A 23,320-nucleotide genomic window follows, 5' to 3' on the forward strand; every position below is an offset into this window, starting at 1 on the left:
TCTCCTCAGTACGCCAGCGAGCGGTCGACGGCGTCGAGCACGCGGTCCAGGCCCGGCAGGTACTCCTCCTCCAGGCGCGCCGGCGGGTACGGCGCGTGGTAGCCGCCGACCCGCAGGACGGGGGCCTCCAGGTGGTAGAAGCAGCGCTCGGTGATCCGGGCGGCGATCTCCGCGCCGGAACCGAAGAACACCGGCGCCTCGTGGACGACCACCAGGCGGCGGGTCTTCTCGACCGAGGCCTGGATGGTGTCGAAGTCGAGCGGCGAGATCGAGCGCAGGTCCACGACCTCGATCGACTTGCCCTCCTCGGCGGCGGCCGCGGCCACCTCCAGACACGTCTTCACCATCGGGCCGTACGCGACGAGGGTGAGGTCCGTGCCCTCGCGGGCGACGCGGGCCTTGTGCAGCTCGCCGGGGATGGCCTCGGTGTCGACCTCGCCCTTGTCCCAGTAGCGGCGCTTGGGCTCGAAGAAGATGACCGGGTCGTCGCTCTGGATCGCCTGCTGGAGCATCCAGTAGGCGTCGGAGGGGTTCGCCGGGGTGACGACCTTGAGGCCGGCGACGTGCGCGAAGAGCGACTCGGGGGACTCGGAGTGGTGCTCGACGGCGCCGATGCCGCCGCCGTACGGGATGCGGATGACGATCGGCATCTTCACCGTGCCGAGCGAACGGGCCCGCATCTTCGCCAGCTGGGAGACGATCTGGTCGTACGCCGGGAAGACGAAGCCGTCGAACTGGATCTCCACGACCGGCCGGTAGCCGCGCAGCGCGAGACCGATCGCGGTGCCGACGATGCCGGACTCGGCGAGCGGGGTGTCGATGACCCGGTCCTCGCCGAAGTCCTTCTGCAGGCCGTCGGTGATCCGGAAGACACCGCCGAGCTTGCCGACGTCCAGGCCCATGATCAGGACCTTGGGGTCGGTCTCCAGGGCCTTGCGGAGCGACTCGTTGAGCGCCTTCGCGAGGGGAAGCTTCTGAACAGCCATGATTACTCGGCCTCTCCGCCCTCGAAGGACGCCTGGTACGCGGCGAACTGCGCGCGCTCCTCGTCGACGAGCGCGTGCCCGTCCGCGTACACGTTGTCGAAGATCGCCATGTGCTCCGGCACCGGCATGGCGCGGACGACCTCGCGGACGTGCTTGCCCAGCGCCTCGCTCTCCGTCTCCAGCTCCTCGAAGAAGGCGGCGTCGGCGTGGCCCTCGCGCTCCATGTACGCCTTGAGACGCAGGATCGGGTCCTTGGCCTCCCACTCCTCCCGCTCCGCGTCGCGGCGGTAGCGGGTCGGGTCGTCGGAGGTGGTGTGCGCGGCCATGCGGTAGGTGTACGCCTCGATGAGCGTCGGGCCCTCACCGCGGCGGGCGCGCTCCAGGGCCGACCGGGTCACGGCCAGGCAGGCGAGGACGTCGTTGCCGTCGACCCGGATGCCGGGGAAGCCGAAACCGGCGGCGCGCTGGTAGAGCGGGACGCGGGTCTGCTTCTCGATGGGCTCGGAGATGGCCCACTGGTTGTTCTGGCAGAAGAACACGACCGGGGCGTTGTAGACCGCGGAGAAGACGAACGACTCGTTGACGTCGCCCTGGCTGGAGGCACCGTCGCCGAAGTACGCGATCACGGCGGAGTCCGCGCCGTCCTTGGCGATGCCCATGGCGTAGCCGGTGGCGTGCAGGGTCTGCGAGCCCAGGACGATCGTGTACAGGTGGAAGTTGTTGCTGCTGGGGTCCCAGCCACCGTTGTTCACGCCGCGGAACATGCCGAGGAGGTTGGTGGGGTCGACCCCGCGGCACCAGGCGACGGCGTGCTCGCGGTAGGTGGGGAAGACGTAGTCATCGTCCCGCAGCGCGCGGCCGGAGCCGATCTGGGCGGCCTCCTGGCCCAGCAGCGAGGCCCACAGGCCGAGCTCGCCCTGACGCTGCAGGGCGGTGGCCTCGGCGTCGAAACGGCGGCTGAGGACCATGTCGCGGTAGAGACCGCGCAGCTCCTCGGCGCTCAGGTCGATGTCGTAGTCGGGGTGCTGGACGCGCTCCCCTTCGGGCGTCAACAGCTGAACGAGCTCGGGCTCCGAGGCCGTGGCGGGCTTCGTCGTCGCCTTCTTGGTGGTGCTCGTGCTCGCGCTTGCGGTGCGCTTGGTGCCGCTGCTGCGTCGCGTCGTCTTGCGCGCGGCAGTGCTCTCCACGGTCACGTGCGTGCTCCTCCGTCGGTCCGGCCCCCGGGTTCGCCGGTGAGGCCAGTGCGGCTCCGCCTTGTCCGTACCTTCGCACGGGGTGGGTGCGACGCGGCCGGAGTCGGGCGTGACAGGTGCTCCGGCGAACGCCGTCATAGGCACGTTACCCATTACGCGGCATTCCCGCGAAACCCCACTTGACCTGCGATTTTGCTTGGATTTCCAAGTAAATCGAGAAATGGGGGAAGCGCCGCTGGTCAGCGCATGGACAACGACCCGACGCCGTCGTCGGAACACCCGGCACGTTATCCCGCGCACCCCGGGCGCCGGAAGACCCAATATGTGAGACTGACTGCGTGCGCGAAGAAGGAAAAATCCGGGTATTTCTGCTGGACGACCATGAAGTCGTGCGGCGCGGCGTCCACGAGCTGCTCTCCGTGGAGGACGACATCGAGGTGGTCGGCGAGGCCGGCACGGCTGCGGACGCGCTGGTCAGGATCCCCGCGACCCGCCCGGACGTCGCGGTGCTCGACGTCCGGCTGCCCGACGGCAGCGGAGTCGAGGTGTGCCGGGAGATCCGCTCGCAGGACGAGTCGATCAAGTGCCTGATGCTGACCTCGTACGCGGACGACGAGGCGCTCTTCGACGCGATCATGGCCGGGGCCTCAGGTTACGTACTCAAGGCCATCCGGGGCAACGAACTCCTCAACGCCGTGCGGGACGTGGCGGCCGGCAAGTCGCTGCTCGACCCGGTGGCCACCGCCCGGGTCCTGGAGCGGCTGCGCGACGGCAACAACCCGAAGCGCGACGACAAGCTCGCCAACCTGACCGAACAGGAGCGCAGGATCCTGGACCTGATCGGCGAGGGCCTGACCAACCGGGTCATCGGCGAACGGCTCCACCTCGCCGAGAAGACCATCAAGAACTACGTCTCCAGCCTGCTCTCGAAGCTGGGCATGGAGCGGCGCTCGCAGGCCGCGGCGTACGTGGCGCGGCTCCAGGCCGAGCGTCACTGACGGCCCGCACGAAGGGAGGGTCCCGCCGCACCCGTACGGGCCGGGGCGGGGCCCACGGCCCGGATTCGGGACCTACGTCCCCGTCGAACCGGGGCAGGGGCCCCTTTTCCGACACGGTGCCGGTGACGGAGAGTGGAAACCATGTCCACCGACGAGATCCGCGCCATCGAGTTGATCAGCCGCGTGTCGTACGGCCGGGTGGCGACGAGCATGCGGGCGATGCCGTTCGTCGCCCCCGCCCGCCACATCGTGGCCGACGGCCGCGTCCTGCTCCGGATGCACCGCGGCCTCGGCTACCACCGCGCCTGCAACGGCAGCGTCGTCGCGTACGGCGCGGACAACTTCGGTTCGGACGCCGAGCGCATCTGGTCCGTGCAGTTCACGGGTACCGCCGAGATCGTCGAGCCGACGGCGCAGGAGCGGGCCGCCTTCGGCCCCGAGCCCGTCCGGGTGGACGGCGAGCCCTTCGCGCCGGTGTTCATGCGGATCGAGCCCCAGTTCGTGACGGTCCACGAGCTCGACTACAGCGGACGGCCCGAGACCGCGGCGGACGGCGGGCGACGTGAGACGGGGGCGGTAGGCGGCCGACCCGAGACCCTCACGGACGACGGCCGACCCGAGACCCGGACGGACGACGGGCCGCCCGCGACCGGAACGACCCCCGGGGGATGTTCCCCGGAGCGACGCCTCCACCACGCAGCGTGATCTAACATCTGCGGAGTGCCGCGCTCATCTGTACCGCTCGCTCCGCCCGTCGGCCCGCTCCTGCGCCGCTACCGGGACGTCGGCGAGCCCCTCTCCTGCGTCCCCGTGACCGAGGGCCTGCTCAACCGCGGCTACCGGCTCTCCACCACCCGCGGCGCGTACTTCCTCAAGCAGCACCTGGACGCCCCCACCTCCGACCGGGCCACCATCACCCGCCAGCACCGGGCCACCCAGCGGCTGGCCGCCCTCGGCCTGCCCGTGGCGCCGCCGCTCCCCGACGGCCGGGGCCGCACCGTCGCACTGGTCGGCGGCCACTGCTACGCCCTGCACCCCTGGGTCGACGGCCGTCACCGCGACGGCGCCCAGCTCTCCACCGGCTGCTCACGGCGGCTCGGCACCCTCCTCGGCCGCGTCCACACCTGCCTGGAGCAGGTCATGGAGTCCCCGCCGCCTGGCGGCGACCACGGGAGCGCCCGCCCCGAGGACACCTTCCGGGCCATCGAGGAACTGCTCCGCCTCGCCCGCGCGCACCGCCCCCGCGACAGCTTCGACGCGCTCGCCGAGCACCGGCTCAGGGAGCGGCGCCAGCTGCTCGCGCAGCACGCCCACCACCGGCCGCCGCCCGCCTCCGCCGCCGGCTGGGTGCACGGCGACTTCCACCCGCTGAACCTGCTGTACCGGGGCGCGGAGCCCGCCGCGATCGTCGACTGGGACCGGCTCGGGGTCCGCCCCAGGGCCGAGGAGGCGGTCAGGGCCGCCGCCATCTTCTTCGTACGGCCGGAGGGGGAGCTGGCCCTGGAGAAGGTACGGGCGTACGCCCGCGCGTACCGGCGGGCGACCGGCGCGGACGGCGCCGAGATGGCCGCGGCGGCACACCGCGTGTGGTGGGAGCGGCTGAACGACTTCTGGACGCTGCGCTGGCGCTACCAGCTGCACGACCGGAGGGCCGACCCGCAGTTCCCCGCGGTGTCGGCCCTGGCGGTCTGGTGGACGCGCGAGTACGCGGCGGTCCGCGACGCCTTCGCGGGCTGAGCGCACCGCGGGCGGGCGCGCGCCACCGACGGGCGCCCCCAGCGCGTCCAGCGGCGCTCGGCCCGCCCTGGGGCGCGGGATCAGCCCGTCCCAGCCCTCAGGGACCAGCAGCCTTGTCCCGACCCTCGGGACCAGGCCGTCCCGGCCCTCGGGATCAGCCCGTCTCGGTGCCCGTGCCCGGCGGCGGGGTGTCCGGGTTCGTGTTGCCGCCGGAGGAGTCGTCGGTCGGCGGATCCGTCGGCTCCGTCGGGGGCTCGGTCGTCGGCTCGCCCGTCGGCTCCGTCGGGGTGTCCGTGGGATCCGTCGGCGGCGTGGTCGTCGGCTGGGTCGGGGGCTCGGTCGTCGGCGTGCCCGTGGACCAGGTCGGGTCGTTGGTCGGCGGCGGAGTCCACGGCTGCTCGGTCGAGCCGCCGGACGAGGTGCCCGGGTCCTCGGTGGGATCCTCGGTGGGCTCCTCGGTGGGGGTGGGCTCCTCGGACTTCGTCGACGGCGAGTTGCTGACGGTCGGCGTGGTGCCACCCGTCGAACCGCCCTTGTCGGCCTTGTCGAGGGCGTAGACGACTCCGGCGACGACCGCGATCACGGCGAGCGCGGCGAACAGCCACACCTTGCCCCGCCGCCCGTTGCCGCCGTTCGACGAGCCGTAGCCGTCCTGTCCGTAGCCGCCGGTGCCGCCCGCGCCGCCGTCGTAGCCGACGTACCCGCCGTCGTCCGGATTCATGGGCGGAAGGATCGGGCCCTGCGCGGTCTCGCCGTGCATCGGGTGACCCATCGCGGTCGTCGCGGCCATGCCGCCGCCCGGGGTGTGCCCCCCGTCGTGCATCTCGACCGGCCCGGTGTTCCACATGCCGGTGTGGCCGCCCTGCTGCTGGAGCATCGACAGGCTGTACTGGATGAGCCCGCGCATCTCCTCAGCGCTCTGGAACCGGTCGTCCGGGTCCTTCGCGAGCGAGCGCATCACCAGACCGTCGAGCTCCGGCGGCACCGACCCGGTCACGTCGGACGGCGGGACCGGCGCGTCCTGCACGTGCTGGTACACGACGGACAGCGGCGTCTCGCCGGTGAACGGGGGGCGCAGCGCGAGGAGTTCGTAGAGGAGGCAGCCCGTCGCGTACAGGTCGGAGCGGTGGTCGACCGCCTTGCCGAGCGCCTGCTCGGGGGAGAGGTACTGCGGGGTGCCCATGACCATGCCGGTCTGGGTCATCGTGGACTGCGCGCCGTGCAGGGCGCGCGCGATGCCGAAGTCCATGACCTTCACCGCACCGGTGTGCGTGATGATCACGTTCGCCGGCTTGATGTCGCGGTGCACGATGCCGTGCTGGTGCGAGTAGGCCAGCGCCTCCAGGACCCCGGAGACGATGATGAGCGCCTGCTCGGGACCGGGCGCCTCGGCGCTCAGCAGCAGGTCACGGATGGTGCGGCCCTCGACCAGCTCCATCACGATGTACGGCACGGGCCGGCCGCCCACGAGGTCCTCGCCGGAGTCGTACACGGCGACGATGGCGTGGTGGTTGAGGCCCGCGACGGACTGCGCCTCACGGGTGAACCTGGCCTTGGAGACCGGGTCCTCGGCGAGGTCGGCGCGCAGCAGCTTGACGGCCACGGTGCGGCCGAGGCGTACGTCCTCGGCGGCGAATACCTCCGCCATGCCGCCACGGCCCAGGCGGTGCGTCAGGCGGTAACGGCCGTCGCCGACGACCCCGCCCTCGCCCCAGGATTCCGCCGACGCGTCCGGCACACCGCCACCTGCTCCGGATTCGGGTGCCATCAGTCCTCGCCGTCGTCTGTCGTGCCGTGTCCAGTCGTCACGCTACAGGCTCCGTACGACACCACGGTCCGAGATGGACGGGCCATCCAACCCCCTCGACGTACACCTGTGCAAATTCGACGAGATTCCCCCCGGAGCGCGGAAACGCTTCGGAGAAGGAACCTGTGCGGAGGGTCACGGAACGGGTACCGAACCGGTGCCCGGCTTGACGTGTCACTGCCCTACGGCAGACTTGCGCCAGGAAATTCCGGATCAACGCCGCCTCGCGCGCGTAGGGGGAAGCACAGATGAGCCAGGACGGCGCACAGGGCCGCTATGCGGGCGGTTCGGTCGCGGGCGGCCGGTACCAGCTGCGCGACCTTCTCGGCGAGGGCGGCATGGCGTCGGTGTACCTGGCGTACGACAGCGCCCTCGACCGGCAGGTCGCGATCAAGACGCTGCACACCGAGCTCGGCCGGGAGCAGTCCTTCCGCGAGCGGTTCCGGCGCGAGGCGCAGGCCGTCGCGAAGCTTTCGCACACGAACATCGTCTCGGTCTTCGACACCGGCGAGGACACCCTCGACGGCGCCGTCATGCCGTACATCGTCATGGAGTACGTGGAGGGGCAGCCGCTCGGCTCGGTCCTCGCCGCCGACGTCCAGCAGTACGGTGCGATGCCCGCCGACAAGGCGCTCAAGGTCACGGCCGACGTGCTCGCCGCACTCGAGGTCAGCCACGAGATGGGCCTGGTCCACCGTGACATCAAGCCGGGCAACGTGATGACGACCAAGCGCGGCGTGGTCAAGGTCATGGACTTCGGCATCGCGCGGGCCATGCAGTCCGGTGTCACCTCGATGACGCAGACCGGCATGGTCGTCGGCACCCCCCAGTACCTCTCCCCCGAGCAGGCCCTCGGCCGCGCGGTGGACGCCCGCTCCGACCTCTATTCGGTCGGGATCATGCTCTTCCAGCTGCTGACGGGCCGTCTTCCCTTCGACGCCGACTCGCCGCTCGCCATCGCGTACGCGCACGTGCAGGAGGAGCCGGTCGCCCCGTCCTCCGTCAACCGCTCGGTGACCCCGGCGATGGACGCGCTCGTCGCCCGCGCCCTGCGGAAGAACCCGAACGAGCGGTTCCCGAGCGCCGCGGCGATGCGCGACGAGTGCCTCCGGGTCCTCGCCGCCGGGCAGACCGGCGCGCCGGTGATCGTCCAGGGCGGCCCGGTCAGCAGCGGCGCGGGCGTCGGCTCGGCGGTCTTCCCGCCCATCGGCCAGACCCCGCCGCCGCCCCAGCACGGTGTGCAGCAGCCCTATCTGCCGCCGACGCCGCAGCCCGGCCCGTACGGCCCCGCGACGCCCGCGCCCGCCCCGTCGTACGGCTACCCGCAGCAGGCTCCGGCGCCCGCGCCGGTCTACCAGACCCCGGCCCCCGCGCCGTACGCCCCGACGCCCGCTCCGTACGCCCCGGCCCCGGCGCCCGTCGCGGCCGGCGGCACCGGCGGCCGCCCGGGCTCCGGCCGGAACACGCGGGTGATCGTCGGCGCGATCGCCGTCGCGCTGCTCGCGGTCGGCGGCCTGCTCGTCGTCCTCAACCTGGACAACAAGGACGAGGACCCGCAGGCCGGCGGCACCGGCGGCACGGAGACGCAGCAGAGCCAGTCGGCGGCGCCCGGCCACAAGGGCCCGGACCTGACCAAGACGATCGACCCGAAGAAGTGCACGCAGCCCTCGGAGTCGAACGACGACCCCGCGAAGTTCGAGGTCCCCAACTTCACCTACAAGAACATCCAGTCGGTGAAGGACTGCGTCCGGGCGGCCGGGTGGAAGATCATGACCCAGACCCCGGTGGACGAGTCCACGTACGGCGAGGGCACGGTCCTGGAGCAGTACCCGCCGGCCGGTGAGGACATCACCGACGAGGACGCCGAGTTCACCCTCAAGATCTCGACGGGCAACCCGCCGCAGTAGTCACCAGAACGCCGTACGCCCCCTGCACGCGCCCCGGATGCCGGAACTGTTCCGACATGTGACGCTGAGTTGAACACCTCGGCGGCTCGGCACGGGAGGGGGTCACCCGGTGACTCCAGCACTCCGCACGGCACGCGCGCGGGCTCTCCGCCCGGCGCTCACCTGCACGTTCACCTGCGCTTGCATCCTGTACGCCGCGCCTCTCGGGCACGCGACGCCGGCCGCGCGCTCCGTACGTCCCGCGTACGGGGCGCCCGTCGCGTACTCCGTACCCCTCGCGTACGCCGTGCCCGTCGCGCACTCCGTACGTCCCACGCACGTCGTGCCCGTCCCCCATACAGGGGAGGCGTCCGGCACGTCCGGGGACACCACGGCCCCGGACCCGGAGGCGACTCCTCCCTCCGACGCGCCCTCGCCGACCGCGCCGCCGGCCTCCCCCTCCGCGCCCGCCTCGCCGTCCGGCCCCCCGACGACCCCTCCACCGGCTTCTCCGTCCGCGCCTCCGAAGGGGACGGCCGCCCCCGTCTCTCCCGCGCCCGCGCCCACCGGCACCGGGGGGCCGTCCGCCCCGCCCGCGCCGAGCGCCGCGCCGTCCGACGCGCCCACCCCCGCCGGTTCCGCCTCGCTCGCGGGGCGGCCCGCCGGTGAGGGGCGGCCCCGCCCCGGCCGCACCGAGCCCGCCGCGGCCGTCTCGGCTCCGTCGCCCGGCCCCGCTCGTACCGAAACCGCTACAACCCCACGCGAGCGCGAGCCCGTCGCCGAGGGGGAGGCACCCGTACGCGAGGAGGACGCGGTGCTGCCCGAGGCGGCGCCCGCCAGCGCCCCCGCCGCGGCGCCCGACCTGTCGGCCGAAGCCGCGCCCACCCTCGTCGACCAGCGGATTCCCGTCCTCACCCTGGGGGTGGGGATGGCCCTGATGGGGCTCGGCATCGGCTTCCTCGGGCTCCGGATGCGCCGCCGCTGACCCCGCCGGGACCGCCGGGTCCCCCTTGAGTCGGACATCCCGCTTCCCTCTCAGGACGGTTGTCGGCAGCGGCATACCCGGTATACATACTGAGTATGTCGATCCGCCACGGGCTCCTCGCCCTTCTCGAACGCGGCCCTCGCTACGGCTCCCAGCTCCGGACGGAGTTCGAGTCCCGCACCGGCTCCACCTGGCCGCTCAACGTCGGCCAGGTCTACACGACCCTCAACCGTCTCGAACGAGACGGCATGGTCGCCCAGGGCGGCGAGGACGAGGCCGGGCACACGCTCTACGCCATCACCGACAGCGGCCGCGCCGAGCTCAGGACCTGGTTCGAGAAGCCGGTGGACCGCACCAGCCCCGCCCGCGACGAGCTGGCCATCAAGCTCGCCATGGCCGTGGGCGCGCCCGGCGTCGACATCCGGAACGTCATCCAGTCCCAGCGCCGGCACACCGTGAAGGCGATGCAGGACTACACCCGCCTCAAGGCGCAGGCCCTGCTCGCCGTCGAGGGCGGCGGGGCCCGGGAGCGGGACGACGTGGCCTGGCTGCTCGTCCTGGAGCAGCTGATCTTCCAGACCGAGGCGGAGGCCCGCTGGCTGGACCACTGCGAGTCCCGGTTGATCCGCCTGTCGGCGACGGCCGCCGCGGGGGCCCCGGCCACCCCGCCGGAGACGGCACCCGCACCCGCCGCCCCGACCTCCGCGGCCTCAGCGGCCTCCGCGCAGCCCGCCCCATCCGCCCCATCCGCCCCGAGCGCCTCTGCCGCACCGGGCGCTCCGGCCTCCTAGCCCGTTTCGACCACCGGTACGTCCGGGCGCGCCGACCGCACACGCGCGTGCCCCGTACCCCTCACGCACCACCTTCCACCGCACGCACCCGTACCCGGCCGACCGCCGCGTACGGCCAACGGGGGGACCCCTCCATGTCGTCACAGCAGCCCGTGCTGCAACTCCAGAACCTGACCCGCGTCCACGGCGCGGGCGCCACCGAGGTCCATGCCCTGCGCGGCATCGACCTCGCCGTGTACCCCGGCGAACTCGTCGCCGTCATGGGCCCGTCGGGCTCTGGCAAGTCCACGCTGCTCACCATCGCGGGCGGCCTGGACACCCCCAGCTCGGGCCGCGTGATCGTCGAGGACACCGACATCACCGCCGCGAGCGTCAAGCAGCTCGCCGCCCTGCGCCGCCGCAGCATCGGTTACGTCTTCCAGGACTACAACCTCATCCCGGCCCTGACCGCCGCCGAGAACGTCGCCCTGCCCCGCGAGCTGGACGGGACCTCCGCCCGCAAGGCGCGCGTCGAGGCCCTCGCCGCCCTGGAGGAGATGGGGCTCGGCCACCTCGCCGACCGCTTCCCCGACGAGATGTCCGGCGGCCAGCAGCAGCGCGTGGCCATCGCCCGCGCCCTCGTCGGCGACCGCCGCCTCGTACTCGCCGACGAGCCGACCGGTGCCCTCGACTCCGAGACCGGCGAGTCCGTGCTCGCCCTGCTCCGCACCCGCTGCGACGCGGGCGCCGCCGGCGTCCTCGTCACCCACGAGCCGCGGTTCGCCGCCTGGGCCGACCGCGTCGTGTTCCTGCGGGACGGCGCCATCGTCGACCAGACCGTGCGCAGCGAGGCCGACTCCCTCCTCTCGGGCCAGGTGGCCGAGGCGTGAAGACCTGGTTCCACTCCTGGCGTGCCGCGATCCGCATAGCCCGCCGTGACGCCTGGCGTTCCAAGGGCCGCAGCGCCCTCGTCCTCGCGATGATCGCGCTGCCCATCCTGGGCGTCAGCGCCCTCGATCTGACCTACCGCAGCTCCGAGCTCTCCCCCGCCGAGCGGGTGGAGCGGGGGATCGGCGCGGCCGACGCCCGCTTCCGGGATGCCGATGTCAGCGGTGTCCCGATCTACCAGGACCCGGCCGGCGAGACGCACACACCGGTCAAGGACTACGACGACGAGCCCTGGCCGAGCGGCCCCACGGACGTCACCAAGGCCATCCCCGCGGGTTCCACCGTCCTCAAGGACACCGTCGGTTCGGCCAAGCTGACGACGGCCCACGGTCTGCTCATGACCGAGGTGCGTGAGCTCAAGGCGTCCGATCCGGTCGCGCGCGGCATCATGACGCTCCTGGAGGGGCGTTTCCCGGAGAAGACCGACGAGGTCATGGCGACCTCGCACTTCCTGGAGGCCAGCGGTCTGTCGGTCGGCTCGACCCTTTCCGCCCGCAACTTCGATCGCCCGTACCGGATCGTCGGCTCCTACGAACTTCCCGACGCGCTCAACGCCGATCAGGTCAACGCGGTGCCGGGGGCCTTCCTCGCCCCGTACACGAAGGCCGTCGAGAAGGCCGGTCTGCCGGCGCCCGGCACCTCCGTCTCGTACCTGGTGCGCTCGTCCGGTGGTTTCACGTGGAACAGCGTGAAGGAGATCAACGCCAAGGGCGTCGCCGTCGTCTCGCGCGCCGTGATGCTCGACCCGCCGGCCGATTCCGAGGTCCCGCTCTACCAGAAGGACGGCTGGGGGAACTACGACTCCAGCCCGGCGGCCGACGCCGCCGAGCTCGCCTCCCTCGCCACCGTCGTCGGCCTGGCGATGCTGGAGATCTGCCTGCTCGCCGGACCCGCCTTCGCGGTCGGTGCCCGCCGCTCGCGCCGCCAGCTCGGTCTCGTCGGGGCCAACGGCGGTGCCCGCAGCCACATCCGGGCCATCGTGCTGAGCGGCGGTCTGGTCATCGGCGTCGCCGCCGCCGTCACCGGGACCGTCCTCGCCCTGATCCTGACGCTGCTGCTGCAGCCGGTCCTCGAGGACACCATGAACCAGCGGTTCGGGGCCTTCGACATCCGGCCCCTCGAACTGCTCGGCATCGCGCTGCTCGCGGTCCTGACCGGTCTGCTCGCCGCCATCGTCCCGGCCGTCACCGCCTCCCGGCAGACCGTCCTCGCTTCGCTCACCGGGCGCCGCGGGATCCGCCGCAGCAGCCGGGTCCTGCCCCTGATCGGCCTGACCGCCCTCGTCCTCGGCGGCGCGGTCGCCCTCTTCGGCTCGATGGTCTCCCAGCAGGTCACCCTGGTGGCCGCCGGCTCCGCCCTCGCCGAACTGGGTGTCGTCGCCATGACCCCGGCCCTGGTCGGCCTGTTCGGGCGGACCGGCCGCTGGCTGCCGCTCTCCCCGCGCCTCGCGCTGCGGGACGCCGTCCGCAACCGGGGCCGCACGGCACCCGCCGTCGCCGCCGTCCTCGCCGCCGTCGCGGGCACGGTCGCCGTCACCACGTACATGGCCAGCCGCGAGGCCCAGAACCGGGCCGAGTACGAGGCCTCCCTGCCGTACGGCGTCGCCGCCGCCTTCGTCCAGGAAGAGGGCGGCCGGGACGTCCCCGCGGTCCGCGAGGCCGTCCAGCGCAACTTCCCCGTCGACGTCCGCGCCGACGTCGAGCGCATCGCCGTCGGCAAGCCCGGCTGCCCGCCCTGGGGCGGCGACCCCGGCTGCGGCCGCTACGAGGTCCTCGTCCCCCCGGCGAACGAGTGCCCGATGTACGCCTCGGGCCCGGGCGGCAGTGACCCCTCGGAGAAGTACACGCCCGAACAGCGGCGGAAGATGCTCACCGAGGACTGGCGCTGCAAGCCCTCCGCGAGCAGCGGCATGTACATCTCCGACGGCGGCCTGATCATCGGTGACGCCAAGCTGCTCCAGGTCCTCGGCGTCGACGACCCCGCGACCGTGAAGGCCCTCGCCGACGGGAAGATCGTCAGCTTCAACCGTGCCCTGGTCGACAAGAAGGGCGCCATCGGGATCAAGCAGATCACCGACATCGCCGCCGCCGACAAGGCCTCCGAAGCCGGCCGTCCCACCCCCGGCAAGGTCAGCTCCCTGCCCGCCTACCAGGTGCCCGGCGAGAAGAAGTCCTACGGCGTCCAGGCCCTCATGACCCCGGCCACCGCCAAGGCCGCCGGCCTCTCCACGGTGCCGATGGGCGTGTACGTCAGCACCGACCGGCTCCCGGACGGCGAGCAGCGCCAGAAGCTCGACGGCGACCTCGCCAAGCTCGGCAGCAACGTCGAGCTGCACCTGGAGGAGGGCTTCGTCAACGAGTACGGGATCATCCTGCTCTCGCTGGCCATCTTCGCGGGCCTGGTCACGATCGGCGCCGCCGGCATCGCCACGGGCCTCGCCCAGGCCGACGCCGAGGCCGATCTGAAGACGCTCGCCGCCGTGGGTGCCCCGCCCCGGGTCCGCCGCACGCTCAGCGGATTCCAGTGCGGAGTCGTCGCCGCCATGGGCGTGGTCCTCGGCTCGGCCGCCGGACTCCTGCCCGCCGTCGGACTCCGGCTCACCGAGGAGCGCGACCAGATCCGCTTCTACGAGCAGAACGTCGCCGAGGGCTGGAGCGGCGACCTCACCCCGCCCCACGTGCCGATCGTCGTCCCCTGGGAGACGCTGGCCGGCCTGCTCGTCGCCGTACCGCTCGGCGCCGCGCTCCTCGCGGCCCTGGTGACCCGCTCGCGCGGTGCGCTGGCCCGCCGCGCGGCGACCTGACGGTCTTCGTTCCCGTCCTGTGCCCCTGTACGAGGGTGGATCACCCCCGTACAGGGGCACACCCTGTGGTGACGCGTGTGTACGAGAGAATGGCGGCATGGAGATGCCGAGGAATGACAGGTCGCAGGAGAGCCCCCAGGTCCTCATCGTGGGACAGGACGGGATGGCCCTCGGCGGCGCTCAGGGCGACGACGAACCCCGCGAGGTCCCGGTGACGGAAATGGTCGAGCAGCCTGCGAAGGTCATGCGGATCGGCAGCATGATCAAGCAGCTCCTGGAGGAAGTACGGGCGGCCCCTCTGGACGAGGCGAGCCGTGTCAGGCTCAAGGACATCCACGCCAGCTCCGTGAAGGAGCTGGAGGACGGGCTCGCACCCGAGCTCGTCGAGGAACTGGAGCGGCTCTCCCTGCCGTTCACGGACGAGGCGATCCCCTCCGAGGCGGAGCTGCGCATCGCGCAGGCGCAGCTGGTGGGCTGGCTGGAAGGCCTGTTCCACGGCATCCAGACGGCGCTGTTCGCCCAGCAGATGGCGGCCCGCGCCCAGCTGGAGCAGATGCGCCGTGCCCTGCCTCCGGGCTCGTCCCACGACGAGGACGACGACCACGGCCACGGCCACGCGGTCCGCTCGGGACCGTACCTGTAGAGCGCGACGACGAAGGGCCCGGCACCAGACGTGCCGGGCCCTTCGCGCGCGCCGGGTGCGGGTGCGCCCGGCCATTCCCGTGCTCACGGGTGACAGGCCCTTCGCGCGCGCCGGGTGCGGGTGCGCCCGGCCATTCCCGTACTCACCGGTCACGGGCCCTTCGCGCGCTCGTGGTGTCAGTCGCGCGGGACGAGCAGCAGCACCTTGCCGACGTGACGGCCGTCCTCCAGCGCACGGTGGCCCTCGGCGGCCTCCGGCATCGGCACCGTACGGTCCACGACCGGCCGGACCGTTCCCGCGCCGATCAGCGGCCAGACGTGCTCCCGTACGGCGGCGACGATCGCCGCCTTCTCCCGCGCCGGACGGGACCGCAGCGTGGTCGCCATGACGGCGGCGCGCTTCGCGAGCAGCGCCCCGAGGTTCAGCTCGCCCTTGACCCCGCCCTGGAGGCCGATGACGACCAGCCGGCCGTTCACGGCCAGAGCCTTCACGTTCCGCTCCAGGTACTTGGCGCCCACGATGTCCAGGATGACGTCCGCGCCGGCCCCGTCCGTCGCCTTCGCCAGCTCCTCGACGAAGTCCTGCTCGCGGTAGTCGATCAGGATGTCCGCGCCCAGCTCGGCGCAGCGCGCCAGCTTCTCCGTGCCTCCGGCGGTGACCGCGACCCGCGCGCCGACCGCCTTCGCCAGCTGGATCGCCATCGTGCCGATGCCGCTCGCACCGCCGTGCACGAGCAGCGTCTCGCCGGGGCGCAGGTGGGCGATCATGAAGATGTTGGACCAGACGGTGCACGCGACCTCGGGGAGCGCCGCGGCCGTCGCCAGGTCGACGCCCTCCGGGACCGGCAGCAGCTGGCCCGCGGGCACCACGACCTGCTCCGCGTAGCCGCCTCCGGCGAGCAGCGCGCACACCTCGTCGCCGACGGCCCAGCCGGACACCCCGGGTCCGAGGGCGGCGATCCGGCCCGCGCACTCCAGGCCGGGGTGGGGGGAGCTGCCTGGCGGCGGGTCGTAGAAGCCCTGCCGCTGGAGCAGATCGGCGCGGTTGACGGCGCTCGCCACCACCTCGACGAGCACCTCGCCCTCGCCGGGTACGGGATCGGGCACCTCGGCCCAGACGAGGGCCTCGGGACCACCGGGTTCCGGAATCGTGATCGCATACATGGCGGCGAGGCTACTCGTCCGGCGCGTCAGTCCTCCGGCGGTGTGGACAGCGGGGTCACCGGCGCGGCGCGCACGATGGTGATCACCCGGTCGGTGAGCTGGAGCGGGCTGGCCGCGGGATCGTCGTAGCCGAGCAGCCGGTGGCCGCGGAGCACGCTCACCACCAGGTCTCCGGTCTCCCGGACGCTCTTGCCGGCCTCGCTCTTGGTCACGGGCCGTTCCACGAGGTCGAGGCCCGAGCCCTGCTGGATGAGGTCCTCCATCACCGTGCCGGCGCTGGGGCTCAGCACGGAGAGGCCGAGCAGACGCCCGGCGGCGCTGGCGCTGGTGATGACGGCGTCCGCGCCGGACTGGCGGAGCAGCGGCGCGTTCTCCTCCTCGCGGACCGCGGCGACGATCTTCGCGCCCCGGTTGAGCTGGCGGGCCGTGAGGGTGACCAGGACCGCGGTGTCGTCGCGCTGGGTGGCGATCACGATCTGCCGGGCCCGTTGCACCTCGGCGCGGAGCAGCACGTCGCTGCGCGTCGCGTCGCCGATGACACCGACGAACCCGTCCGCGTTCGCCGTCTCGATCACCTTGGTGGAGGGGTCGACGATGACGATCTGGTCCTTGCGGAGCCCGGTCGCGCAGAGCGTCTGGATCGCGGACCGGCCCTTCGTCCCGAAACCGACGATGACGGTGTGGTCGCGCAAGGTGGACCTCCAGCGATTCAGCCGGAACTCCTCCCGGGTCCGCTCGGTGAGGACCTCGAGAGTGGTGCCGACCAGGATGATCAGGAACAGCACGCGCAGGGGCGTGACCAGCAGGATGTTGGCGAGCCGCGCCGAGTCGCTGTACGGGACGATGTCGCCGTATCCGGTGGTGGAGAGCGTCACGGTCGCGTAGTAGGCCGAGTCGAGGAAGTCGAGCGTCTCGTCGGCGTTGTCGTGGTAGCCGTCGCGGTCCACGTAGACGATGAGGACCGTCAGGAGGAGCACGCCGAGCGCCATGAGCAGCCGCTTGCCGACCTGCCGCAGCGGCCTCTCGACGACCCTGCGGGGCAGCCGGACCTGGGGGCCCGTGATCCGCTCGTCCGCGTGACGGGCCATCACGTCACGACTGGGAAGTTTCACGTGAAACACGCTCCTTGCGCCGGTACGGCACCCGACGTCGGCGGCCAGGGGAGGTCGAGGACGTCCAGCTCCTGGCCGGACGGGGCGCCACCGGGCGGGACGACGGCCATGCCGTCCGCGACGGCGATGCCCCGGAGCATGGCCGGCCCGTTGTAGCGCAGCGGGACGAGCTGCTCGCCCCTGCGGACGACGGGAACGAGCCGGGTGTCGTACGGGTGCCCGTGCACCGCCTCCAGAACGGGCGCGCGGCCCACGGAGCCTCCGGAGCGGACGGTGGCGCCGAGGGCCGCGAGGAGCGGCTCGGCGAGCGTGAGGAGCCCGGAGACGGCGGCGAGCGGGTTGCCGGGCAGACCGACGAGATGGCGCCGGCCGTCCAGGGCCGCGAGGAGCATCGGGTGGCCGGGGCGGACCTTCACCCCGTCGACCAGGAGCGTGGCGCCCGCCTTGCCGAGGACGCGGTGGAGGTGGTCGACGGGCCCGGCGGCGGTGCCTCCGGTGGTGACGACCAGGTCGGCGGTGGAACCGGTGACGGCCGCGTACAGCTCCTCGGCGTCGTCGCCGACCCGCCGGGTGGCGAGCACCTCGGCGCCGAGCGCCTCCAGCCAGGGTCCGAGCATCGGGCCGAGGGCGTCACGGATGAGGCCCTCGTGGGGGAGGCCGGCCGTGAGCAGCTCGTCGCCGAGGACGAGGACCTCCACCCGGGGGCGGGCCCGTACGGGGAGCTCGTCGTAACCGGCGGCCGCGGCGAGGCCCAGGACGACGGGGGTGACGTCGGTGCCCGCGGGAAGCAGTTCGTCGCCGGAGCGGCACTCCTGGCCCCGGGGCCGGATGTCCTGTCCGGGGACCACGTCGCGCAGGGCGTGCAGCAGAAGGCCCGCGGCAGGGGCGTGTTCGGTACGGGCGTGTTCGGTACGGGAGTGCTCGGTACGGATGACGGCGGTGGTCCCGGGCGGGACGGGCGCGCCGGTGGCGATCCGTACGGCCTCACCGGCGGTCAGCGCGGCGGCGGGCGCGTGACCGGCGAGGACGGGGGTCTCCGCGCGGACCGTCCAGGGGCCCGGGCCCGCGACGGCCCAGCCGTCCATGGCGGAGGTGTCGAAGGAGGGCAGGTCGGTGAGGGCGCGGAGCGGCTCGGCCAGGACCTGGCCGAGCGCCTGCCCGAACGGAAGGCGTCGCGGTGCGCGGCCGGCCCGCGCGTCGGCCCCGGCGCGGGCGGCGGCCTTCCGGGCCTCGGGCCAGGGGGTGGCCCGGTGCGGCGGCTCGGCCTTCGTACCTGCGGGGGTTTCCGGTGCCACGGGGACGGGCTCCTTCAGGGTCATCCGGCCTCGTCCTGCTCGGCGGCCCAGCGCTGGGCGAGCGCCGCGGCCTTGCGGGCGGCCTCGGCGACCGCCTCGGGGCCGCCCTCGGTGCCCGCGCGGGCCGCCGCGTAACCGACCAGGAAGGTGGTCAGGGGCGCGGCGGGTCGGGCCACTCCGTGGGCGGCGTCGCGGGCGAGGTCGAGCAGCACGCCGGTGTCGACGTCCAGTTCGATGCCCAGTTCGTCCTTGACTGCGGTGATCCATTCATCCAGCACGGTCCCATGCTCCCTGATGCGGGCCCGGGCCGTGGCGATGTCCTCCCAGGTGTCGCAGTCGAAGGAGGCGAGGGGGTCCGCGGCGACCCGGGTCAGGCCGAGGCCCCCGGTGAGGAGACGCAGCGGACCGTCCGCGAGGGTGCCCCGCCGCTCGACGACGGCGGCCAGTTCTCGCAGGAGCGGGGTGCGGCGGTAGGCGGCGACGAGCGGCTGGTCGCGTCCCTCGGGGTCGGTGAGGAGCGCGGCCTCGGCGCCGGGGGCCGTGTCGAGGCCGTCGAGGAGGCGGCGGACGGTGGCCGCGTCCAGGAAGGGCAGGTCGGCGGAGAGGACGAGGAGGACGTCGGCGCCGGTCTCCCGCACCCCGGCGCCGAGGGCCGCGAGGGGGCCGCCGCCGGGCGGGTCCTCCCTGGTCCAGCGGACGGGGCGGGCGGTCGGGCGGGGGTCGGCGACGACCACGGTCCGGCCCGCGTCGGGACAGGCCGCGAGCACCCGGTCGAGGAGGGTCCTGCCCCCGACCCGTACTCCGGGCTTGTCGGAACCGCCGAGGCGCCGGGCGGCACCCCCGGCGAGCACGACGGCGTCGTATGCGGTGGTCACCCCAGCAGTATGGTCGCCCGCCCCACGCCACCGCGGGGCCACCCGCCTCCACCGGGCCGCGGGGCCCGGCGGACGACTGCTCCGGCGGGCACCCGCACGGAGCGGCCGCACCGGACTGCCTGTCGGGCGCGAACCCGTCGGGCGCGAACCGTCGGGCGCGAGCCGTCGGGCGAGCCGTCGGGGCGCGGCCGCCCGGGTCGGACCGGCCGGGTCGGACCGGCCGGGTCGGACCGCACCCGTCAGGTACGGCCCGCCGGGTGCGACCGCCCGGCGCACCACGCTCACCGGACCGGCCGCGCGTCGGACCGGCCACACCTCGACACGCGTCGGACCGGCCGCGCGTCGCCCTGGTCGCGCGCGTCGCCCTGGTCGCGCACGTCGACCCGGTCGCGCGCGTCGACCCCGGTCGCCCGTCAGACCCTACGGAGCAGGACCGCCGGCTGTTCGACGCAGTCCGCCACGTACCGCAGGAAGCCGCCCGCCGTGCCGCCGTCGCAGACGCGGTGGTCGAAGGTGAGCGAGAGCTGCACCACCTGACGGACGGCCAGTTCGCCCTGGTGCACCCAGGGCTTGGGGATGATCCGGCCGACCCCGAGCATGGCCGCCTCGGGGTGGTTGATGATCGGCGTGGAGCCGTCGACCCCGAACACCCCGTAGTTGTTGAGGGTGAACGTGCCGCCGGTCAGATCGGCCGGGGTGATCGCGCCCTGCCGGGCCGCCTCGGTGAGCCGGGCGAACTCCTCGGTCAGCGACTCGGCCGTCCGCGTCCCCGCGTCCCTGACCACGGGGACGACGAGTCCGCGCGGGGTCTGGGCGGCGAAGCCGAGGTGCACGGACGGCAGCCGGACGATCTCCCGGGCGGCAGTGTCCACCGTCGAGTTGAGCTCGGGGAACCGGGCCAGGGCGTGCGCGCAGATGCGCGCGAGGAGCGCGAGCAGCGAGATCTTCGGGCCGCCGGCCGCGTTCATCGCGGCGCGGGCCGCCATCAGCTCGGTCGCGTCGGCGTCGACCCAGCAGGTCGCGTCGGGGATCTCGGTACGGCTGCGGGACAGCTTGTCCGCCACCGCGCCACGGACCCCGCGCAGCGGAACCCGCTCACCGGCCGGTGCGGCGACCGCCACGGCGGGGGCGGGCGCCGGGGCGGCCACGGGCCGCTCCAGGGCCGCGAGGGCCAGCTCCACGTCGGCCCGCAGGATCAGCCCCTCGGGCCCGGATCCGCGCACCTCCCGCAGGTCGAGGCCCCGGTCCCGGGCCAGCTTCCGCACGAGCGGCGAGATGACGGGCACCGGCCCTGCGGACGCCGGAACCGCAGCCGGAGCGGCAGCCGGAGCCACGGCAACGGGAGCGGGAGCGGCGACCGGGGCGGGAGCGGCCGGAGCCGTCGCGGCCGCCGGGTTCGTGTGCGCCACCCGGCGGCGCCGGGCGGTGGGCCCGGCCGTGCCGTAGCCGACGAGCACGTTGCCCGAGTACTCCGAGGAGACGGCGTCGGCCCCTCCGGCCGTGGGTGCCGCTCCGGGAGCGGCCTCCGCGAGCTCCTCCGGCGCACCCGTGCCGCCGACGGCGACCGTCAGGAGCGGTGCGCCGACGGGCAGTTCGGTGCCCTCCTCGCCGTACCGGGCGGTGACGACTCCGCCGTACGGGCAGGGCACCTCGACCATCGCCTTGGCCGTCTCGACCTCGACGACCGGCTGGTCGATGGCGACGACGTCGCCGACGGCGACCAGCCAGCGCACGATCTCGGCCTCGGTGAGTCCCTCACCGAGGTCGGGCAGCTTGAACTCCAGCACCTGTGCCATCAGCTCCCCGCCTCCCACTGCAGTCGCGCGACCGCGTCCAGGACCCGGTCCACGCCCGGCAGATGGTGCCGCTCCAGCATCGGCGGCGGGTACGGGATGTCGAAGCCCGCGACCCGCAGCACCGGCGCCTCCAGGTGGTGGAAGCAGCGCTCGGTCACGCGCGCGGCGATCTCCGCGCCGGGGCCGCCGAAGCCGGTCGACTCGTGGACGACGACCGCGCGGCCGGTGCGCCGCACCGAGGCGCAGACGGTCTCGTCGTCGAACGGCACGAGCGAGCGCAGGTCGACGACCTCCAGGTCCCAGCCCTCGGCCTGTGCGGCCTCCGCCGCCTCCAGGCAGACCGGCACGGAGGGACCGTAGGTGATCAGGGTGGCGCCGGTGCCCCGGCGCCGCACGACGGCCTTGCCGATCGGCTCGACGGCCGCGGGCGCCTCGGGGGACCAGTCGGACTTGGACCAGTAGAGCCGCTTGGGCTCCAGGAAGACCACCGGGTCGTCGGAGGCGATGGCCGCGCGCAGCAGCCCGTAGGCGTCCTCGACGGTGGCCGGGGTGACGACGTGCAGGCCCGGGGTGGCCGTGTAGTAGGCCTCGGAGGAGTCGCTGTGGTGCTCGACGCCGCCGATCCCGCCGCCGTACGGGACGCGGATGACGATCGGCATCGGCATCGCGCCGCGCGTCCGGTTCCGCATCTTCGCCACGTGCGAGATCAGCTGCTCGAACGCCGGGTACGCGAACGCGTCGAACTGCATCTCCACGACCGGCCGCAGGCCGTACATGGCCATGCCGACGGCCGCTCCGAGGATGCCGGCCTCGGCCAGCGGGGTGTCGGTGCAGCGGTCCTCGCCGAACTCCTTCGCGAGTCCGTCGGTGACTCGGAAGACGCCGCCGAGGGTGCCGACGTCCTCGCCCATCACGTGGACGGTCGGGTCCTCGGCCATCGCGTCGCGCATGGCGCGCTGGAGCGCCTGCGCCATCGTCGCGGGCTTCGGCTTCCCGCTGTTCCCGGCGGCCTTGGCCGCCGCGGGGCCGGTCGTCGCGGTCGTCATCACGCCTCACCCTCGGCTTCGAGCTCGGCGCGCAGCTGCGCCGCCTGTTCGCGCAGCTGTGTGGTCTGCTCCGCGTAGACGTGGGAGAAGAGTTCCATCGGGTCGAGCACCGGGTCGGCGTTCATCCGTTCGCGCAGCTCCGCCGCCATCGTCTCGGCGGCCTCGGCCGCCGCGCGCCTGCCGTCCTCGTCGAGCAGGCCGCGCTCCGTCAGTTCCCGTTCGAGCAGGAGGATCGGGTCGTGCGCCCGCCACGTCTCCACCTCGCCGGCCGCGCGGTAGCGGGTGGCGTCGTCGGCGTTGGTGTGGGCGTCGATCCGGTAGGTGACGGCCTCGACGAGGGTGGGTCCGCCGCCGCGCCGGGCGCGGGCCACGGCCTCGGTGAGGACCTGGTGGACGGCGACCGCGTCGTTGCCGTCGACGAGCCGGCCCGGCATCCCGTATCCGACGGCCTTGTGGGCGAGGGAGGGGGCGGCGGTCTGCTTGGCGAGCGGCACGGAGATCGCGAAGCCGTTGTTCTGGACGAAGAAGACCACGGGGGCCTGCCAGACGGCGGCGAAGTTCAGCGCCTCGTGGAAGTCGCCCTCGCTGGTGCCGCCGTCGCCGACCATGGCGAGGGCGACGACGTCGTCGCCCTTGAGGCGGGCGGCGTGGGCGAGGCCCACCGCGTGCGGGAGCTGGGTGGCCAGCGGGGTGCAGAGCGGCGCGATGCGGTGCTCGCGCGGGTCGTACCCGGTGTGCCAGTCGCCGCGCAGCAGGGTCAGCGCCTGGACGGGGTCGAGGCCCCGGGCGACGGCCGCGAGGGTGTCGCGGTACGAGGGGAAGAGCCAGTCCCGCTCCTCCAGGGCGAGGGCGGCGGCGATCTCGCACGCCTCCTGGCCGGTGGTGGACGGGTACACGGCGAGCCTGCCCTGCTTGGTGAGGGCGGTGGCCTGCGTGTTGTACCGGCGGCCGCGGATCAGCTCCGCGTAGAGCCGGAGCAGCAGCGCGGGGTCGGCGTCGGCCACGGCGTCCGTGCCGAGCACGCGCAGCGGCTCGGCGTCGGGCAGCAGCGGGGCGGGGTCGGTGCGGGGCTGCCACGCCGGCGGCGGGGTGTGCCGGTGGGCGGGAACGGCACCGGGCGGCTCTTGGACTGTCGAACTGCGCTGTTGCAACGAGTCCACCTCCTCGTGGGAGCGGGCATAAGACCCGAAGGCGGGTGGCGCGAGTGTGGCGCGCCTCACCTACCGATTGTTCGGTCGTGGAGGCATTTTGGCTACAGGCACCTTCAGCCTGTGGAC

Annotated in this window: 18 protein-coding genes and 1 pseudogene; 9 read left to right on the top strand and 10 right to left on the bottom strand. The window is 73.5% G+C overall.

Annotated elements, in window-relative coordinates; all coding sequences use genetic code 11:
- Nucleotides 1-5: 5 nt before the first annotated feature.
- Nucleotides 6-986: an alpha-ketoacid dehydrogenase subunit beta gene (locus tag ACN9MM_RS19285; RefSeq protein ID WP_426364793.1), complete on the bottom strand. Its 981-nt coding sequence runs from the start codon at nucleotides 984-986 to the stop codon at nucleotides 6-8.
- Between the two features lie 2 nt (nucleotides 987-988).
- Nucleotides 989-2,179: a pyruvate dehydrogenase (acetyl-transferring) E1 component subunit alpha gene (gene pdhA, locus ACN9MM_RS19290; RefSeq protein WP_426364794.1), complete on the bottom strand. Its 1,191-nt coding sequence runs from the start codon at nucleotides 2,177-2,179 to the stop codon at nucleotides 989-991.
- A 338-nt stretch (nucleotides 2,180-2,517) separates the two neighbouring features.
- Here pdhA (ACN9MM_RS19290) and ACN9MM_RS19295 point away from each other — a divergent pair, with 338 nt between their 5' ends.
- The 3 genes and pseudogenes from ACN9MM_RS19295 (at nucleotide 2,518) to ACN9MM_RS19305 (ending at nucleotide 4,914) form a co-directional block, all read left to right on the top strand.
- Nucleotides 2,518-3,177 (top strand): response regulator, encoded by a 660-nt coding sequence (locus ACN9MM_RS19295; RefSeq protein WP_426364795.1) that lies wholly within the window; start codon nucleotides 2,518-2,520, stop codon nucleotides 3,175-3,177.
- A gap of 141 nt (nucleotides 3,178-3,318) precedes the next feature.
- Nucleotides 3,319-3,702 (top strand): annotated as a pseudogene (locus tag ACN9MM_RS19300) (pyridoxamine 5'-phosphate oxidase family protein); the annotation flags it as partial.
- A 195-nt stretch (nucleotides 3,703-3,897) separates the two neighbouring features.
- Nucleotides 3,898-4,914 (top strand): phosphotransferase, encoded by a 1,017-nt coding sequence (locus tag ACN9MM_RS19305; RefSeq protein WP_426364796.1) that lies wholly within the window; start codon nucleotides 3,898-3,900, stop codon nucleotides 4,912-4,914.
- A gap of 154 nt (nucleotides 4,915-5,068) precedes the next feature.
- Here the strand turns inward: ACN9MM_RS19305 and ACN9MM_RS19310 are convergent, their stop codons facing one another.
- Nucleotides 5,069-6,682: a protein kinase domain-containing protein gene (locus ACN9MM_RS19310; protein ID WP_426364797.1), complete on the bottom strand. Its 1,614-nt coding sequence runs from the start codon at nucleotides 6,680-6,682 to the stop codon at nucleotides 5,069-5,071.
- Nucleotides 6,683-6,969: 287 nt separating this feature from the next.
- Here ACN9MM_RS19310 and ACN9MM_RS19315 point away from each other — a divergent pair, with 287 nt between their 5' ends.
- The 6 genes from ACN9MM_RS19315 to ACN9MM_RS19340 all read left to right on the top strand — a co-directional run bounded on the left by ACN9MM_RS19315 (nucleotide 6,970) and on the right by ACN9MM_RS19340 (nucleotide 14,756).
- Nucleotides 6,970-8,628 carry a protein kinase domain-containing protein gene (locus tag ACN9MM_RS19315; RefSeq protein ID WP_426364798.1) on the top strand — a complete coding sequence of 553 codons (1,659 nt, stop codon included), beginning with the start codon at nucleotides 6,970-6,972 and terminating at the stop codon, nucleotides 8,626-8,628.
- A 793-nt stretch (nucleotides 8,629-9,421) separates the two neighbouring features.
- The gene (locus ACN9MM_RS19320; protein WP_426364799.1) at nucleotides 9,422-9,592 is read left to right on the top strand and encodes a hypothetical protein; all 171 of its coding nucleotides are present in this window, start codon (nucleotides 9,422-9,424) and stop codon (nucleotides 9,590-9,592) included.
- Nucleotides 9,593-9,687: 95 nt separating this feature from the next.
- Nucleotides 9,688-10,383, top strand: a complete 696-nt coding sequence (locus ACN9MM_RS19325; RefSeq protein WP_426364800.1) for a PadR family transcriptional regulator — start codon at nucleotides 9,688-9,690, stop codon at nucleotides 10,381-10,383.
- A 134-nt stretch (nucleotides 10,384-10,517) separates the two neighbouring features.
- Nucleotides 10,518-11,252 carry an ABC transporter ATP-binding protein gene (locus ACN9MM_RS19330; protein ID WP_382861885.1) on the top strand — a complete coding sequence of 245 codons (735 nt, stop codon included), beginning with the start codon at nucleotides 10,518-10,520 and terminating at the stop codon, nucleotides 11,250-11,252.
- The gene (locus tag ACN9MM_RS19335; RefSeq protein ID WP_426364801.1) at nucleotides 11,249-14,113 is read left to right on the top strand and encodes an FtsX-like permease family protein; all 2,865 of its coding nucleotides are present in this window, start codon (nucleotides 11,249-11,251) and stop codon (nucleotides 14,111-14,113) included. Before ACN9MM_RS19330 ends, ACN9MM_RS19335 begins: the two co-directional genes overlap by 4 nt.
- A gap of 97 nt (nucleotides 14,114-14,210) precedes the next feature.
- Nucleotides 14,211-14,756, top strand: a complete 546-nt coding sequence (locus ACN9MM_RS19340) for a bacterial proteasome activator family protein (RefSeq protein ID WP_426364802.1) — start codon at nucleotides 14,211-14,213, stop codon at nucleotides 14,754-14,756.
- 176 nt (nucleotides 14,757-14,932) lie between these two features.
- On the opposite strand, the gene ACN9MM_RS19345 is transcribed toward ACN9MM_RS19340, so the two are convergent.
- From ACN9MM_RS19345 to pdhA (ACN9MM_RS19375), 7 genes are all read right to left on the bottom strand, one after another.
- On the bottom strand, nucleotides 14,933-15,919 hold the full coding sequence (locus ACN9MM_RS19345) for an NAD(P)H-quinone oxidoreductase (RefSeq protein ID WP_426364803.1): 987 nt from the start codon (nucleotides 15,917-15,919) through the stop codon (nucleotides 14,933-14,935).
- A gap of 26 nt (nucleotides 15,920-15,945) precedes the next feature.
- Nucleotides 15,946-17,007 (bottom strand): potassium channel family protein, encoded by a 1,062-nt coding sequence (locus ACN9MM_RS19350; RefSeq protein WP_383662765.1) that lies wholly within the window; start codon nucleotides 17,005-17,007, stop codon nucleotides 15,946-15,948.
- 20 nt (nucleotides 17,008-17,027) lie between these two features.
- Complete coding sequence (locus tag ACN9MM_RS19355) at nucleotides 17,028-18,350, bottom strand: molybdopterin molybdotransferase MoeA (protein ID WP_426364804.1); 1,323 nt, start codon at nucleotides 18,348-18,350, stop codon at nucleotides 17,028-17,030.
- Nucleotides 18,347-19,201: an NTP transferase domain-containing protein gene (locus tag ACN9MM_RS19360; protein ID WP_426364805.1), complete on the bottom strand. Its 855-nt coding sequence runs from the start codon at nucleotides 19,199-19,201 to the stop codon at nucleotides 18,347-18,349. The genes ACN9MM_RS19355 and ACN9MM_RS19360 overlap by 4 nt, the downstream gene beginning before the upstream one ends.
- A 413-nt stretch (nucleotides 19,202-19,614) precedes the next feature.
- On the bottom strand, nucleotides 19,615-20,997 hold the full coding sequence (locus ACN9MM_RS19365) for a dihydrolipoamide acetyltransferase family protein (protein ID WP_426364806.1): 1,383 nt from the start codon (nucleotides 20,995-20,997) through the stop codon (nucleotides 19,615-19,617).
- Nucleotides 20,997-22,043, bottom strand: coding sequence for an alpha-ketoacid dehydrogenase subunit beta (locus ACN9MM_RS19370; RefSeq protein ID WP_426364807.1), 1,047 nt, complete (start codon nucleotides 22,041-22,043; stop codon nucleotides 20,997-20,999). Before ACN9MM_RS19370 ends, ACN9MM_RS19365 begins: the two co-directional genes overlap by 1 nt.
- Complete coding sequence (pdhA, locus tag ACN9MM_RS19375; protein ID WP_426364808.1) at nucleotides 22,043-23,203, bottom strand: pyruvate dehydrogenase (acetyl-transferring) E1 component subunit alpha; 1,161 nt, start codon at nucleotides 23,201-23,203, stop codon at nucleotides 22,043-22,045. Before pdhA (ACN9MM_RS19375) ends, ACN9MM_RS19370 begins: the two co-directional genes overlap by 1 nt.
- Nucleotides 23,204-23,320: the final 117 nt, after the last annotated feature.

Origin of the sequence: Streptomyces sp. E-08 (assembly GCF_049913095.1) — a bacterium.
In the GTDB taxonomy this organism is placed as follows: Bacteria; Actinomycetota; Actinomycetes; order Streptomycetales; family Streptomycetaceae; genus Streptomyces.